Origin of the sequence: Microbacterium jejuense, assembly GCF_039544225.1 — a bacterium.
Taxonomy (GTDB): domain Bacteria; phylum Actinomycetota; class Actinomycetes; order Actinomycetales; family Microbacteriaceae; genus Microbacterium; species Microbacterium jejuense.
The window spans coordinates 157,262-173,013 of record NZ_BAABLG010000008.1 but is presented as its reverse complement, the minus strand read 5'-3'; the positions used below and the strand labels follow the sequence as shown (position 1 = coordinate 173,013).

At 70.7% G+C, this 15,752-nt stretch carries 13 protein-coding genes and 1 tRNA gene; 12 read left to right on the top strand and 2 right to left on the bottom strand.

Annotated features, from left to right (window positions below):
* The first annotated feature begins 25 nt into the window (after nt 1-25).
* A complete protein-coding gene (locus ABEA46_RS13515; RefSeq protein ID WP_345545073.1) occupies nt 26-775 on the top strand; it encodes an ABC transporter permease in 750 nt (249 codons plus the stop codon).
* 74 nt (nt 776-849) lie between these two features.
* Here the strand turns inward: ABEA46_RS13515 and ABEA46_RS13510 are convergent, their stop codons facing one another.
* The gene (locus tag ABEA46_RS13510; protein ID WP_345545072.1) at nt 850-1,338 is read right to left on the bottom strand and encodes a YajQ family cyclic di-GMP-binding protein; all 489 of its coding nucleotides are present in this window, start codon (nt 1,336-1,338) and stop codon (nt 850-852) included.
* Between the two features lie 276 nt (nt 1,339-1,614).
* Between ABEA46_RS13510 and ABEA46_RS13505 the strand changes: the two genes are divergently transcribed.
* The 7 genes from ABEA46_RS13505 to ABEA46_RS13475 all read left to right on the top strand — a co-directional run bounded on the left by ABEA46_RS13505 (nt 1,615) and on the right by ABEA46_RS13475 (nt 9,302).
* On the top strand, nt 1,615-2,847 hold the full coding sequence (locus tag ABEA46_RS13505) for a sugar ABC transporter substrate-binding protein (RefSeq protein WP_345545071.1): 1,233 nt from the start codon (nt 1,615-1,617) through the stop codon (nt 2,845-2,847).
* 83 nt (nt 2,848-2,930) lie between these two features.
* Nucleotides 2,931-4,538 carry an ABC transporter permease subunit gene (locus tag ABEA46_RS13500; RefSeq protein ID WP_345545070.1) on the top strand — a complete coding sequence of 536 codons (1,608 nt, stop codon included), beginning with the start codon at nt 2,931-2,933 and terminating at the stop codon, nt 4,536-4,538.
* Between the two features lies 1 nt (nt 4,539).
* Nucleotides 4,540-5,472, top strand: coding sequence for a sugar ABC transporter permease (locus tag ABEA46_RS13495; protein WP_345545069.1), 933 nt, complete (start codon nt 4,540-4,542; stop codon nt 5,470-5,472).
* Between the two features lie 111 nt (nt 5,473-5,583).
* A complete protein-coding gene (locus ABEA46_RS13490) occupies nt 5,584-7,473 on the top strand; it encodes a glycoside hydrolase family 13 protein (RefSeq protein WP_345545068.1) in 1,890 nt (629 codons plus the stop codon).
* A gap of 246 nt (nt 7,474-7,719) precedes the next feature.
* Nucleotides 7,720-8,220 carry an FBP domain-containing protein gene (locus ABEA46_RS13485; protein ID WP_345545067.1) on the top strand — a complete coding sequence of 167 codons (501 nt, stop codon included), beginning with the start codon at nt 7,720-7,722 and terminating at the stop codon, nt 8,218-8,220.
* The gene (locus ABEA46_RS13480) at nt 8,217-9,128 is read left to right on the top strand and encodes a PfkB family carbohydrate kinase (RefSeq protein ID WP_345545066.1); all 912 of its coding nucleotides are present in this window, start codon (nt 8,217-8,219) and stop codon (nt 9,126-9,128) included. Before ABEA46_RS13485 ends, ABEA46_RS13480 begins: the two co-directional genes overlap by 4 nt.
* Nucleotides 9,129-9,217: 89 nt before the next feature.
* Nucleotides 9,218-9,302 (top strand) — tRNA-Tyr (locus ABEA46_RS13475).
* A gap of 50 nt (nt 9,303-9,352) precedes the next feature.
* Here ABEA46_RS13475 and ABEA46_RS13470 read toward each other — a convergent pair.
* The gene (locus ABEA46_RS13470) at nt 9,353-10,945 is read right to left on the bottom strand and encodes a phytoene desaturase family protein (protein WP_345545065.1); all 1,593 of its coding nucleotides are present in this window, start codon (nt 10,943-10,945) and stop codon (nt 9,353-9,355) included.
* A 35-nt stretch (nt 10,946-10,980) separates the two neighbouring features.
* Between ABEA46_RS13470 and ABEA46_RS13465 the strand changes: the two genes are divergently transcribed.
* The 4 genes from ABEA46_RS13465 to ABEA46_RS13450 all read left to right on the top strand — a co-directional run bounded on the left by ABEA46_RS13465 (nt 10,981) and on the right by ABEA46_RS13450 (nt 15,707).
* Nucleotides 10,981-11,538, top strand: coding sequence for a YbaK/EbsC family protein (locus ABEA46_RS13465; RefSeq protein WP_345545064.1), 558 nt, complete (start codon nt 10,981-10,983; stop codon nt 11,536-11,538).
* 80 nt (nt 11,539-11,618) lie between these two features.
* The gene (locus ABEA46_RS13460; RefSeq protein WP_345545063.1) at nt 11,619-12,671 is read left to right on the top strand and encodes a hypothetical protein; all 1,053 of its coding nucleotides are present in this window, start codon (nt 11,619-11,621) and stop codon (nt 12,669-12,671) included.
* A 34-nt stretch (nt 12,672-12,705) separates the two neighbouring features.
* Nucleotides 12,706-13,509 carry an inositol monophosphatase family protein gene (locus ABEA46_RS13455; protein ID WP_345545062.1) on the top strand — a complete coding sequence of 268 codons (804 nt, stop codon included), beginning with the start codon at nt 12,706-12,708 and terminating at the stop codon, nt 13,507-13,509.
* A gap of 377 nt (nt 13,510-13,886) precedes the next feature.
* Complete coding sequence (locus tag ABEA46_RS13450) at nt 13,887-15,707, top strand: M23 family metallopeptidase (protein WP_345545061.1); 1,821 nt, start codon at nt 13,887-13,889, stop codon at nt 15,705-15,707.
* Nucleotides 15,708-15,752: the final 45 nt, after the last annotated feature.

Sequence of the window (15,752 nt, the reverse complement as noted above, 5' to 3'; positions counted from 1 at the left end):
CACACGCGCTCGGTAGGCTCCGAGCGTGACCCTGCCCGCCGATCTCGGTCCGACGCTCGTCGGCGTGCTCGTCCTCGCCGTCATCACGACGGGCGTGCTCGCGCTCTTCCGGATCCCGGGGCTGTGGGCGCCGGTCGTGGCGATCCTGCGCGGAGCGGTGCAGCTCGCGGTGATCAGCGTGATCCTCACCGGCGTCATCACCAGCGCCCTGTGGATCGCCGTCGCGCTGGTCGTGATGTTCGCGATCGCGGCATCGGTCGCAACGGGCCGCGTCGGCCGGTCGAGCCGTTCGTTCGCGATGATGGCGTCGTCCATCGCGGCGGGCGTCCTGGTCGCCGCTACCGTCGTGTTCGCGACGGGTGCCCTCGAACTGACGACGCGGTACGCCCTCGCGATCGGGGCGATCGTCATCGGCAACGCGATGAGCATCGCCACGCTGACCGGGCGGATGTTCACGACGTCGATCGTGGACCACTGGGACGAGGTGGAGGGCTGGCTCGCGCTCGGCGCGACCCCGCGGGCATCGACGCTGCACCTGGCCCGTCGCGCCGTCCGGGACGCCCTCGTGCCCGCGATCGATCAGACCAAGACCACGGGGCTCGTCGTGCTGCCGGGAGCCTTCGTCGGGGCCATCTTCGGCGGCATCTCGCCGATCGAGGCGGGGCGCTTCCAGATCGTGGTGCTCGCCGCGATCATGGCCGCCGGCGCCCTCACGTCGGTGCTCGTCGCGACGTGGATGGGTCCGGTGCGCACGAAGCCCGTGGCGCCGCGCTGATCCCGCCCGCCGCCGCCGCAGACGACGGAGGGGTGGATGCCGCGGCGCGCGGCATCCACCCCTCCAGGTGTAGATCAGCGGTAGTTGACGAACTGCAGATCGACGTCGAGGTCGGAGGCCTTGAGCAGGCGCTGGACCTCCTGCAGGTCGTCGCGGGACTTGGACTGCACGCGCAGCTCGTCGCCCTGGATCTGCGACTTCACGGACTTGGGACCCTCGTCGCGGATGATCTTCGAGATCTTCTTCGCGTTCTCGGACGAGATGCCGTCCTTGATCGTCGAGGTGATGCGGTACTCCTTGCTGCCGGCGACGGGATCGCCGGTCTCCAGGCTCTTGAGCGAGATGCCGCGCTTGATGAGCTTGGACTGGAACACGTCCAGCACGGCCTTCGCGCGCTCCTCGGTGCTCGCCTTGATGAGCACCGCCTCGCCGCTCCACTCGATCGAGGCGTTCGTGCCCTTGAAGTCGTATCGCTGCTCGACCTCCTTGCGCGCCTGGTTGAGGGCGTTGTCGGCCTCCTGGTGGTCGACTTTCGAGACGATGTCAAAGGAGCTGTCAGCCATGCCGGGATTCTATCCGCGGGCGTCGGGCCGCGTGGCGTGGACGGCAAGAAGTGGATGCCGCTGCAAGCGGTTGCAGGTGAGAACCAGCGTGCAAGCGGTTCCACGAGCACGAGCAAAGTCACGGCGAGATATCGATCGGGAGCCGGTGTTGCCATATAACGCATGGCGATGCAGAATGTAAGCGCTTGCAATCGCAGCGAAACGAGTCGAACCCGCACTGTCGCGCCCCGGCAGAGCGGCCGGACTCACTCAGTACTCCAGAGAGGCACTGCACCGATGAAGGTGAACAAGAAGAGCTGGCTCGCGATCGGCGGCATCGCCGTCGCGTCGATCATCCTGGCGGGCTGCTCGAGCAGCAACGCGTCGGACGACAGCAGCAAGGACGACTCCAGCACGACCACGCTGACCGTCTGGGTCGACACGGAGCGCGTCGATGCCATGAAGGGCGCCGTCGAGGCCTACGAGGACAAGACCGGCGTCAAGGTCGACCTCGTCGGCAAGGACAACGGCAAGATCAAGGACGACTTCATCCAGCAGGTGCCGACGGGCAAGGGGCCGGACGTCGTCATGGGTGCGCACGACTGGCTCGGCGAGCTGTCGACCAACGGCGTCGTCGCGCCGATCGAGCTCGGTGACAGCGCCGACGGCTACCTCCCCGTCGCGCTGCAGGCGTCGACCTACGAGGGCACCACCTACATGCTTCCGTATGCGGTCGAGAACATCGCGATCCTCCGCAACGCGGACCTCATCCCCGAGGCCGCCACGAGCTTCGACGACATGATCGCCAAGGGCAAGGCCGCCGGCCTCGAGACCCCGTTCGTCGTCGAACAGGGCGTCGAGGGCAACCCCTACCACCTGTACCCGTTCCAGACGGCGTTCGGCGCCCCCGTGTTCGGCACCGATGCCGAGGGCAACTACGACCCGACCGACCTGCAGATCGGCAACGAGGGCGGCTTCCAGTTCGCCACGTGGCTCGGAGCGCAGGGTGCCGCCGGCAACTTCAACACCGACATCACCGGTGACATCGCCAAGACCAAGTTCACGACCGGCGAGGCCGCCTTCTGGCTGACCGGCCCGTGGAACGTCGGCGCCGCGACCGATGCCGGCATCAACGTCGCGATCGACTCCGTGCCGTCCCCGACCGGTGAGGTCGCCTCGCCCTTCGCCGGCGTCAAGGGCTTCTTCGTGAGCTCCGAGTCGAAGAACAAGGTCGCCGCGAACGACTTCCTCGTCAACTACATCGGCACCGAGGACGTGCAGCTCGACCTGTTCAAGGCCGGCAACGTGCTCCCCGCGCTGAAGGTCGCCGCCGACACGGCCGCCGCCGACCCGATCATCGCCGGCTTCCAGAAGGTCGGCGCCGACGCCGTCCCGATGCCCGCGATCCCGGCCATGGGCGCGGTGTGGCAGTACTGGGGCATCGCCGAGGCCGCCATCATCAACGGCGCCGACCCCACGGCGACGTGGCAGAAGCTCACCGACGACGTGAGCGCCGCGATCACCAAGTAAGTCACCGCGGTCGCATGACCGCGAAGGCGACCGGGACGGATGCCGCCGGCATCCGTCCCGGTCCCGATGATTGAGGACGCCCCATGACCGACACCGTCACCCCCGAGACCGCCGAGAAGGCGCCGCCGCAGACGCCGAAGCAGCGCAGCGCGGCCCGCATCGCGGATGCCGCCGGAGGCAAGCTCCGCTGGCTGGTGCTGAAGATCGTGCTGCTCGCGATCGTCGATGCCATCGCGGTCTACGCCGTGTTCGTCCTGCTCGCACACAGCGAGTGGCTCGTGCTCGGGCTCGTGGCCGCCGTCACGGTCCTCGTCAACTGGATCTACTTCTCGCGCCGGACCATCCCCGCGAAGTACCTCACGCCGGGCATCATCCTGCTCGTCGTCTTCCAGATCTTCACCCTCAGCTACACCGCCTACATCGGCTTCACCAACTACGGCACCGGGCACAACGGCACGAAGGACCAGGCGATCGCGTCGCTCATGCGCTCGTCGCTGGAGCGCGTCGAGGACTCGCCCACCTATGAAGTGGCCGTCGTCGAGCGCTTCAACGAGCTCGGTCTCCTGGTCACCGATCCGACCGACGACGAGGTGTCGATCGGCACCAACACGCAGCCGCTCGAGCCGGTCGATGTCGCCTCCGACGGCACCGTCGACGGCTGGACCACGCTCACCTTCGCCGACGTGCTGCAGCGCAGCGACGAGGTCGAGGCGCTCGCCGTCCCGTACAGCGACGACCCCAACGACGGGGCGATCCGCACGCAGGACGGGCAGAAGGGCTACCTGTACGTCTCGACCCTCGACTACGACCCGGTCGCCGACACCATGACCGACACCACGACAGGCACGGTGTACACCGACGACGGCGAGGGCGCCTTCACCTCCGAGAGCGGCGAGCAGCTGCTGCCGGGCTGGCAGGTCTTCGTCGGGTTCGACAACTTCGTGCGGGCGATCACCGACACGTCCATCCGCGGACCGCTCCTGGCCGTCACCGCATGGACCTTCGCGTTCGCGATCATCTCTGTCGCGTCGACGTTCTTCCTCGGGCTGCTCCTGGCGCTGCTGTTCCAGAACAAGCGCATGCGGTTCAAGAACGGCTACCGCAGCATGCTGATCCTGCCGTACGCCTTCCCCGCGTTCCTGTCTGCCCTCATCTGGGCAGGCATGATGAACAAGAGTTTCGGCTTCATCAACCAGGTGCTGCTCGGCGGCGCCGAGATCCCGTGGCTGACCGATCCGTGGCTGGCGAAGGTCTCGGTCCTGATCGTCAACCTGTGGCTCGGCTTCCCCTACATGTTCCTCGTCTGCATGGGGGCGCTGCAGGGCATCCCCGAAGAGGTCAACGAGGCCGGCGTCATGGACGGCGCGAGCCCGTGGCAGATCTTCCGCCGCATCAAGCTCCCGCTGCTGCTGGTGACGGTCTCGCCGCTGCTGATCGCGTCGTTCGCGTTCAACTTCAACAACTTCAACCTGATCTACATGCTCACCGGCGGCGGACCACGCTTCACGGACGTGTCGTTACCGGTCGGGCACACCGACATCCTGATCTCGATGGTCTACAAGGTGGCCTTCACCGGCCAGAACCGCGACTACGGTCTGGCCGCGGCGTTCTCGATCCTGATCTTCATCGTCGTCGCGGTGATCTCGATCATCAGTTTCCGCAAGACCAAGGCGCTCGAGGAGCTGAACTGACATGGCACAGACCGCCGCTCTGACCGAAGACCGCACCGCCGCCGGTGCCCCCTACGCGCTCCCGGCGCCCCGCCGTCGCACGTTCGGCCGCTGGTTCGCCGACACCGGCTGGCGTCACCTCGTCGCGATCGTCGTCTCGATCTTCGCGATCTTCCCGCTGGTGTACGTGCTGTCGGCGTCGCTGAACTCGAACGGCACACTCATCGGCAGCAACCGCCTGTTCGGCGAGATCAGCTTCGACAGCTATGTGCGGATGCTGACCAATCCTGACGTGCCGTACCCGATGTGGTTCCTGAACACCATGATCGTGGCCCTCGTCACCGGGTTCTCGATGGTGTTCATCGGGGCTCTCGCCGCGTATGCCTTCTCGCGCATGCGGTTCGCGGGGCGCCGTGTGGGTCTCATCACGATCGTCGTCGTGCAGATGTTCCCGCAGCTGCTCGCGGTGGTCGCGATCTTCCTCATGATGACCGCGATCGGCGACTGGTTCCCGGCGATCGGTCTCAACACCCTCAGCGGTCTGATCCTCGTGTACCTCGGCGGCGCGCTCGGCGTGAACACGTACCTCATGTACGGCTTCTTCAACACGATCCCCAAGGAGCTCGACGAGGCCGCCAAGATCGACGGCGCCGGCCACGCCCGCATCTTCTTCACGATCATCCTGCGACTTGTCGCACCCATCCTGGCGGTCGTGGGACTGCTGGCCTTCATCGGCATCGTGAACGAGTACGTGATCGCGAGCGTCATGCTCATCGATCCCGAGAAGAAGACGCTCGTCGTCGGGCTCACCCAGCTCGTCTCGAACCCCCGCTACGCGGACTGGTCGGCGTTCTCGGCGGGTGCCGTGATGGCCGCGATCCCGGTCGTGGTGCTGTTCCTGCTGCTGCAGAAGTACATCGTCGGCGGCCTCACGGCGGGCGCGACCAAGGGCTGATCGAGTGGATGCCGCACCCGGCGCGCTGCGGCGTGCACGGGTGCGGCATCCTTCGTTCATCCGCTGGTCGCAGGCGCGTGCGATCATGACACCCTCACGAAAGGCCGGAGCATGACGAGTCTGCAGCCCCACCACGACGGATCCCCGCTGTACGTGTCGAACGCGGCGCCGGCCCTCGGCGATGCGGTGCAGGTGCGTCTGCGCGTGCCGTCCGGCTACGGCCCGCTCGCGGCCGTCCGCACCCGCTCGAACCCCGACCACGAGCCGGAGTGGACGGATGCCGTCCTGCTCGGCTCGGAGGACGGCTGGGACTGGTGGCAGGCGCCGGTCACGGTGCGCAACCCACGGCACGGGTACCGCTGGGTGCTGGTCCATGCGGACGGCCGTGTCGAGTGGCTGAACCAGACGGGGCTGCACGCCATCGAGACGCTCGACGCCGAGGACTTCGCGCTGGTGGCCATGCCCGCCCCGCCCGCGTGGCTGGCCTCATCGGTCATGTACCAGGTGTTCCCCGACCGGTTCGCGCGGTCGGCGCACGCCGACGACCGCCCCGCACCGGACTGGGCGATCCCGGCGGCGTGGGACGAGCCGGTGGATCCGGTGGTGCCCGCTCGCTCCAGCCAGTTCTACGGCGGCGACCTCGACGGCATCCTCGAGAAGCTCGACCACCTCGTCGCGCTGGGCGTCGATCTGCTGTACCTCACGCCCATCTTCCCGGCGGCCTCCAACCACCGCTACGACGCGTCGAGCTTCGACCGCGTCGACGAGCTGCTCGGCGGCGACGAGGCGTACCTGCGGCTGATCGAGGCGGCGCATGCGCGCGGCATCCGCGTCATCGGCGACCTCACCAGCAACCACTCGGGCGACCGCCACGAGTGGTTCCGCGCCGCGTACGGGCACCCCGGAGCACCCGAGCAGGAGTTCTACTACTTCACGAACGACGACAACACGGCGTACGAGTCGTGGCTCGGTCACGAGACCCTGCCGAAGTTCGACTGGTCGTCGCCCGAGCTGCGCCGCCGCTTCGTCGAAGCGCACGACTCGGTGGTCGCGAAGTGGCTGCAGCCGCCGTTCTCGATCGACGGCTGGCGCATCGACGTCGCCAACATGACCGGGCGCCTGGGCGCCGTCGACCTCAACGCACAAGTGCGTGAGCTGCTGCGCGGACGCGTGCACGAGATCAACCCCGACGCGATCCTGCTCGGCGAGTCGACGAACGACGCCGCGAGCGATCTGCAGGGCGACGGCTGGCACGGCGCGATGACGTACCCGTCGTTCACGCGTCCGGTGTGGGGCTGGCTGTCGGAGCCCACGCACGCGCCGTACGTCGCGTGGGACGGCTCGATGCAGACCGAGCCGTGGTTCTTCACCCAGCCGATCGGCGGCATCCCGCGCTACACCGCGCGGCAGTTCGTCGATGCCGTCGTGCGGTTCACCGCCGGCATCCCGTGGCGCGTGCGCCTGTGCAACATGCAGCCGCTCGACACGCACGACACTGGCCGCTTCGCGACGAACGCCGCACCTGGAACGGTTCCCGTCGCGGCGGGACTCATGATGACTCTGCCGGGTCTGCCTGTCGTGTTCGCGGGCGACGAGTTCGGCCTGGTCGGCATCGACGGCGAGGCCAGTCGCACCCCGATGCCGTGGGGCACCGAGGACGAGCCCGCGGTGGCCGGGCGCCTGGCGCTGTACCGCGACCTCATCGCGCTCCGCCGCTCACACCCCGCCCTGGCGACCGGCGGTCTGCGCTGGGTGCACGTCGACGACGACACTGTCGTGTTCGTTCGCGAGTCGGCTGGCGAGACGCTGCTGGTGCTCGCCGCGAAGGGCGATGCGGATGCCGTCATCCCCGCCGGCGCACTGCCCGGCGCCGCGGCGGCCGAGGCCGTGTACGGCGACGCGACGCTCGGTGTCGGCGACGACGGCTCGGTCCTGCTGTCGGCTGACGGCCCGGCCTTCGCGGTGTGGATGCTGCCCGGCGTCGTGGTGCCCGGCGCCTGAGGCGCGGCTCCCGTCTCGGCGCTCAGCTCCCCGGTCTCGCCTCGCGGATCCCCGGTCTCGGCGCTCAGATTCCCGGTCTCGCCGAGCCGGGGGATTCGCGTCGAGACCGAGGGCCTCGTCCCCGGTCTCGCAGAGATTCCCCTGGCTCGCCCGCGCAGGCCCCGGTCTCGGCGCCGGTACGCGGACCGACCGCAAAGGGTGGCGGCGGCATCCACTCTTCGTAGACTGGGGCGGCGAGGAGGTGCCATGCGCCCGCTGACCGAAGAAGACGTGCGTTCGTCATTCGTGAACGCCTCATCCGACGAGCTGAGACTCGTCGCCCTGCCGGCTGATTTCGTGCTGACCGACTGGGATCACCTCGACTTCCTGGCGTGGCGCGACCCGCGCACGCGCGGTCGGGGCTACGTCGTGGCCGAGATCGACGGCAGTCCCGCGGGGATCGTGATGCGCGCGGCCGACGGGTCGTCGCACGCGCGTGCCGCGATGTGCAACCTGTGCCACACGATGCAGCCGGCCGACCAGGTCGTGATGTACACGGCCCGCCGGGCGGGCGAGGCGGGTGTGCACGGCGACAGCGTCGGCACGTACATCTGCGCCGACCTGTCATGCCACGAGAACGTGCGGCTGGCCGCTCCGCTGGCGCCGAACGAGGTGCGGGCGAGCGTCGACCTCAAGATCGACGGCACGAGGCGCCGCACCGAGGCGTTCGTCGGCCGCGTGCTCGAGACCGCGGGCGTGCGCCGATGACCGTCGTGGTCGTCGGCGATGCGCTCATCGACGAACTGCGCGACGACCACGGCGTGCGCGAGTTCGTCGGGGGAGCCGCGCTCAACGTCGCGGTCGGCCTGTCCCGGCTCGGCGTGCCGGCGACCCTGATCGCCATGCTCGGCGACGACGAGCCGGCGTCGCGCGTTCGCCGCTACCTCGACGACTACGGCGTCGGGCTCATCGCGACGCCGTCGCTGTTCGGCACCGCGCGAGCCGTGTCGACCCGCACCGGCGGCGGCGAGCCGACGTACGTGTTCAACGAGGCGGCCCAGCGCCGTCGCATCCGGTTCGGCGAGCCTGAGCGCGAGGCCTTGGCGGCCGCCGACCTCGTGGTCGTCAGCTGCGTCGCGCTCGACGACGCCGAGCAGGCGGCGGAGCTGGCCGACGCGATCTCGTCGGCCGGGGCGTCGCTCGCCCTGGATCCCAACCCGCGGGCGGGCATGATGCACGACACGGCGGAGTTCGTGCGCGGCTTCGAGGCGCTCGCCGCCGGTGCAGCGCTCGTCAAGGTCGGCGAGGACGACGCCGCGCTGCTCTACGGCGAACGCGTCGACGCGCTGCGGGCGCGGCTGATCGATCTCGGCGCGCGGGCCGTGCTCGCGACCGAAGGGGCCGCCGGCGCCACCCTCGAGGCCGGCGAGGTCGTGGTCACCCGCCCGATCTCGAACCTGCCCGGTCGCGTGGTCGACACCATGGGTGCGGGCGACGCGGCGTTCGCCGCGACCGTCGCCGCGCTGGTCGCGGGCGCTCCCGAGGGCGACGAGGGGTGGGAGGCGGTGCTGCAGACCGCGATGGATGCCGCCGCCGCGACGTGCCGGTTCGAGGGCGCTCTGCTGCGCACGCCGAGCGCGCTGAGCGGCATGGATCTGGACCGTATCGGCACCTGAACCGGCTCGATTTCTGACCTCGCGCATCTACGCGTAAGATGGTGGATCGCGCCTCCGATCGACTGGAAAAGCCGGGCGGGTGCGCACTTGGCGAGTTACCCAAGCGGCCAAAGGGATCTGACTGTAAATCAGCCGTCTTAGACTTCGGGGGTTCGAATCCCTCACTCGCCACCAGCGTGAACGCCCCCTCGTGGGGCGTTTCGTGGTTTCTGGGCAGTGCGCGATCAGCGGGCCAGTAGCTCCCGCGCGGCCATCGCGGCGTTGTGGCCGCCGATGCCGCTGACGGCGCCGCCGCGGCGGGCGCTCGACCCGCACAGCAGGATGCGGTCGTGCTCGGTGTCGACGCCCCACGCGCGGGCGGGGGAGTCCAGCGGATCGTCGTCGCCGGCCCATGGCCAGTCGAGGCCGCCGTGGAAGATGTCGCCGCCGGCCATGCCGAGCGACTGCTCCAGGTCGAGAGTCGTGCGCGCCTCGACGCACGGCTCGCCCTCGGGTGTGCGGAACAGCACGTCGCGCAGCGGTTCGGCGAGCATCGCGTCCAGGCTCGCCTCGGCCGCGGCCAGCAGCTCGGCCCGGCGGGCGTCCGGGTCGGCGTCCGCGAGCAGCCGATGCGGCACCTGGAGCCCGAACAGCGTGAGCGTCTGGGCGCCCGACGCGCGCAGCGCGCCGCCGAGGATCGATGGGTCGGTGAGCGAGTGGCAGTACACCTCGGCCGGCAGCGGCGAGGGCACACGACCTGCGGTGGCGTCGGCGTGGGCCCGGTCGAGCTGGGTCATCGTCTCGTTGATGTGGAACGTGCCCGCGAAGGCGACAGCCGCGTCCACCGAGGTGTCACGCAGACGTGGCAGTCGCGAGAGCAGCATGTTGACCTTGAGCTGGGCGCCCTCGGGAGCGGCGGACTCGGCCGTGGAAGAGCCGGGGGCGGCGGCATCCACCAGTCTCTTCAGCACCGCCTCGCCGACGCCGCTCAGGACGAGCCGGGCGCGGACGATCGCCTCGCCGTCGCCGATCGACACCTCGCCGTCGGGGCTGATCGCGGTGACCTCCGCGCCGGTGACGAGCTCGGCGCCCGCGCGCAGCGCCGCATCGCGTAGGGCACCCGAGACCTGGCCCATGCCACCGACAGGCACGTCCCAGTCGCCGGTGCCGCCGCCGATCACGTGGTACAGGAAGCAGCGGTTCTGCCGCAGCGACGGATCGTCGGCGGTGGCGAAGGTGCCGATGAGCGCATCGGTCAGCGCGACTCCACGGGCGAGGTCGGTGCGCAGCGAGGCGCGCAGGTGCGCGCCGAGCGGCCGCGCCACGACGGCGTCCCACAGGGCGTCGTCGCCGACCGCCGAGCGCACGTCTGCCCCGCGCGGCAGCGGCGCGGTCATCGTGGGGAACACCGCCCGTGCGAGGGGAGCGAGCCGTTCGTAGAAGGCGGCGAACCGCGCCGCCTCGCGGTCGTCGCCGGTCGTCCGGGCGAAGGACGCCGCGGTGGCGCCCGGATCGGCCGTGTCGACCAGCAGCCCGCGCTCGGGTGCGGCGGGATCGGGCGTGTATGACGAGATCCGCCGCCGGCGCAGCCGGATGTCGAGCCCCAGGTCGTCGATGATGCGGCGAGGCAGCAGGCTGACCAGGTACGAGTATCGCGACACGCGCGCGTCGACGCCGGGCCAGGGCCGCTCCGAGACGGCCGCCCCGCCCACGTGGTCCCGTCGCTCCAGCACCACCACGCGGTGGCCGGAGCGGGCGAGGTAGGCGGCGGCGACGAGGGCGTTGTGCCCGCCGCCGACGATCGCGACATCGACGTCGCGCGACGGTGCGCTCTGCATCGGCTCATGCTAGCCGCGCCCGCTACCGTGAACCCATGAACTGGACGGCCACCGGAATCCTTGCCGCCGTACCCGCGCTCACCCGCCCCGACCTCGTGGCCGCGCCCGTCGCCGACGCGCTCGCGCGGCTCGCCCCCGAGGTCGCCGCGACAATCGGGGTCGCGCCGATCGACGCGGACCTCGCCGACACCGCCGTGTTCTGCGAGCGCTACGGCGTGGCGCCCGAGGCCTCGGCGAACTGCGTCGTCGTGAAGGGGAAGCGCGGCGGTGACACGAGGTTCGCGGCGTGCATGGTGCTCGCGACGACCCGCGCCGACATCAACGGCGTGGTCCGCCGCCGGCTGGACGTGCGCACGGCCTCCTTCGCGCCGATGGACGAGGCTGTCGACCTCACCGGCATGGAGTTCGGCGGTATCACCCCGATCGGTCTGCCCGCAGGCTGGCCGATCCTCGTCGACGCCGCGGTCGCGGTTGCGCCTGAGGTGGTGCTCGGCGGCGGAATCCGCGGCAGCAAGCTCTTCCTCCCCGGCAGCGCGCTGCTGGCCCTCCCGGGCGCCGAGCTCGTCGAGGGGCTCGGGAGGGCGCAGGGCTGACGGTCCTCCTCTGCACGCGCTGCGTCAGCGTGTCAGGATTGGGGAAGCGGGCCGTCGGTCCGTGACACGAGAGGAACGCCATGACCGTGCCCGATCCGTATGCGACGTCTCCTTATGCGCCGGCTCAGCCCGCCCGCTCGGAGAACGCGATCTCGCCGCTGCTGCGTGCCGCGATCTGGGTCGCGATCGGCGCCCTCATCGCCGCCGCTCTGGTGTGCGTGGTCTGGGTGCTCGTCGGCTCGCAGAACGGCATCGTCGGGCGCGCGTTCCTCACGATCCTGCTGCTCGTGGCGTTCGCAGGCGTCGCGATCCTCGACGCGCACCTCGCTCCGTCACGTCCTGCCTGGTACGCGCTGGCGAGCCTCGGCAGCTGGATCATCGCGCTGCTGCTCGGCGCGATCATGATCTGGATGCCGAGCCGGTTCCCGTGGCTCGGCGTCACCCGGTTCATCCAGTTCCTGCTGATCGTCCTGATCCTGCAGCTCGTGCTGCTGCACGTGCGACTGTTCCTCAAGGCGTTCCACCGGTACGAGACGACCTTCACACGGGTCGTGACGATCGCCACGATCTCTCTCGTCGTCGCCCTGGCCGCGCTGCTGATCATCCCGCTCGCCTTCGCGGAGTGGCTGAACCTGGCCGAGCTGTACTGGCGCATCACCGTGGCCGTCGCGATCCTCGCCGCCGTGGGCACGGCCCTGGTGCCGCTGGTCAACGTGCTGTTCGCGCCGAAGAAGCCCCGGGTGCATGCGGCTGCCTATGGCGCACAGCCGGCCGGTCACGCCGAGCTGCTGCCCTGGCCGACCTACATCGACGCCGTGACGCCCCTGCCGATGCTGCCCGACGGCTCGCCCGACTGGAACGCGTACTACACGGGCCACCCGACCCCGGGCGCCCACGTGTTCGCTCCGCTCGCGCCGCAGGTCGAGGCGCCGCAGGCTGCTCCGCAGTGGCCGGCGCCGGCTCCCGCCCCGGCGGCCGCGGCACCGGCTCAGGCGCCCGTCGCGCCGCAGGCTCCCATTGCGCCGCAGGCTCCCATTGCGCCGCAGGCTCCCGTCGCGCCTCAGGCGCCCGGTGCGGCATCCGGATACGAGGGATACCCGCCGCCACCCCCGCTCCCGACGCAGCAGCCGTGACCCGGCGTTCACGCCGGAGGCATAGCGTGGAGGCATGACCCTCGTCTCTGAGCTCGAAGCCCTCGCCGTCGACATCGCCCGAGAGGCGGGCGAACTGGCCCGCACCCGGCGGGACGCCGGCGTCGCCATCGCGGCGACCAAGTCCGCGCTGGCCGACATCGTCACGGAGGCCGACCGCGAGGTCGAGGCATTGATCCGTGCGCGGCTCGCGGCCGAGCGCCCCGAGGACGGGTTCCTGGGGGAGGAGACCGGGGCCGAGCGCGGCACGTCCGACATCACGTGGGTGGTCGACCCGATCGACGGCACCGTCAACTATGCGTACGGCATCCCACAGTATTCGGTGAGCATCGCGGCCGTGACCGGCCAGCCGACGCCCGAAGCCTGGGAGGCGGTCGCGGGAGCCGTGTACGCGCCGGTCGCGGGGGAGATGTTCCGCGCCGCACGCGGCGAGGGCGCGTGGCTCGACGGTCGGCGGCTGGCGGTCAACCCTGAGGTCGGACCCGCGGGGGCCCTGCTGGCCACCGGCTTCGGCTACGACCCCGCCACGCGGCCCGGCGACCTGGAGCTCATCGCCCACGTCATGCCGCTGGTCGCCCGCGACCTTCGTCGCAGCGGCTCGGCGGCGCTCGATCACGCGTACGTCGCGGCCGGGCGCCTGGACGGCTACTTCGAGCGCGGGCTCGCGCCGTGGGACCTCGCCGCCGGCTCGCTGCTCGTGACCGAGGCCGGCGGACGATACGGCCGCAATCAGCCCGACGGATCGGCGCGCTCGCCGCTCATCGTCGCCGCGACCCCGGCGATCTTCGACAGTCTCGCCGCGGCCGCGGGACTCGTGTGAGCGTGGGTCTCATCGAATCCTCACGAAGCGACACGCATAAAATCCGAGCCGCACATGGCATTCCCAGGGCCTCCGGTGTAGCGTTTACCCGATCGTTACCTTCGCCGCCCGAACGGCGAAGGTGGTCATAGCCCGAACGACCGCCTTGCCGCGTACACCCCCCTCGCGGCACGACCCGAGAGCCCCCCGCCGCTTTGCCTTTTGACGCTCCCCAGGCTGACTCTGCGCCCACGCGCCGTTCCAGCCGCTCCGCCGCCACGCCTGCCCAGGCGACGCCGGAGACCCCGAGCGGCCGCGCCACTGCGCGGCGCCAGGCGGCCGGCAGCACTCCCGAGCGTCCCGCGGTCGTCTGGGGTCGCGCTGCAGAGCTCAAGCGCGTGGATGCCGCCACCCCGCCCGTTGGGCAGCCCGCGGCCGCTCCGTCCACTGCCGCGCCGGTGACGCCCGCCGTCCCGGCAGAGCCGGTGGACCCTGCCGCTCCGGTCGCCTCCGTCCCCGAGGTTCCGGCGCCCGCACCCTTCTCACTGCCCGTCGCATCGACCCCCGTCGTCGAGGCCGTCGCACCTGTGGCGCCGGTGAAGCCGGTGGCTGCGGCATCCGCTTCTTCCTCCGCCGGCACCACTGAGCAGCTGAGCCGTCGCGCACGTCGCGGTCAGCCGGGCGAGCAGCCGGTCGTCGCTGTGCCGCCGATCGCGGCGGTCGCTCCCGCCGAGCCCGTCCGGCCTGCTGCCGCGTTCGAGGCCGAGGTGATGTCGCGCAACGAGCCGACGCCGCTGCGCGAGACCGTGCTCGCTCCCGCTGAGCCCTTCGAACTCCTCGCTCCCACCGTCGAGGCCGCTCCGGCGCCGGTCGAGGCTGCGCCGGTCGCCGCTCCGGCGGAGCCCGCGGCGCCGTCGGACTGGATGGCCGAGACGCTTGCGAGGCTCATGGCCGTCGACGCCGCCGCGGTTCCCGCGCCGGCTCCCGTCGTGATCGAGCCCGTTGCCCCCGTCGTCCCGGAGCAGGCAGCGCGGCCCGAGCCCGTGGTTGCGGCTCCCGCACCCGAGCCGGTGCGCGCGCCCGAGCCGAAGACGACCCCGGCTGCCGAGCCGAAGGCGACGCCGGCTGCCGAGCCGAAGGCGACGCCGGCGGCTGAGCCGGTCCGTGCGGCGGCTCCAGTGGCAGAGCCGACGCGCACGCCCGAGCCGGCGGCAGAGCCTGTCGCGTCTCCGCAGCCGAAGTCCGCGGGGGAGCGCGTGCGGGCCGAGCGTCCGCGCACGGAGCGCATCGAGCCGCTGACCGGGCCGATCCCCGCACCTGCGGCCCCCGGTGTCGACGAGTTCGCCGCAGCCGCACGCCTGTTCTCGTTCACGGGCGAGACGCCGACGCAGTCGGCTGCCGCTCCGTCCGCCGCCGAACCCGCACCCGAGCAGGCCCCGCAGCACACCGCGCCTCGCGTCGCGCAGACCCGTCGCGGCTCCGCCTTCCGGCGTGTGGCGACCGCATCCTTCTCGATCGGCGTGTTCGGCGTCGTGGGACTGATCGCCGTCGGCATGACGACTCCCGTCGAGGCCGTGGCCGCGGTCAACGGCACCGAGTCCACGCTGTCGGTCATGGCGCCGGGCGATGTCGGCGGCGCGCTGGACGCGTCCGAGATCCAGGCGTATGTCGCGCCGGGCGACGTGCAGAGCGACCAGCTCAACCGCACCGAGAACTACGGGACGACCACGACCGCCCAGCTGGCGTCCGAAGCCGGCATCCGCAACTTCTCGAACCTGTTCCACAACGACCCCAACTCGAACATCCAATGGCCGTTCTCGGTCGGCGTGACGATGTCGTACGGGTTCGGGATGCGGTCGGGTCGCATGCACGAGGGCATCGACTTCACTCCCGGCGCCGGCTCGCCCGTCCAGGCGATCGCCGACGGCACCGTGCGCATCGCGTCGGAGTCGGGCGGAGCCTACGGCGTGCACGTCGTGATCGACCACATCGTCGACGGCGAGCTCGTGTCGAGCCACTACGCGCACATGCAGTACGGCTCGCTCCAGGTCGTCGCCGGCCAGCACGTCACCGTGGGCACCATCATCGGCCGCACCGGCAACACCGGGCGCTCGTTCGGCGCCCACACGCACTTCGAGATCTGGAAGAACGGCACCACGCCGATCGACCCGTGGCCGTGGCTGCAGACGTACACCGACGGGACCCACACCGTGGGGTGACTCGGTTCGGAAGGGGGCCGCGGCTCTGGTATCCTCTTCTAGTTG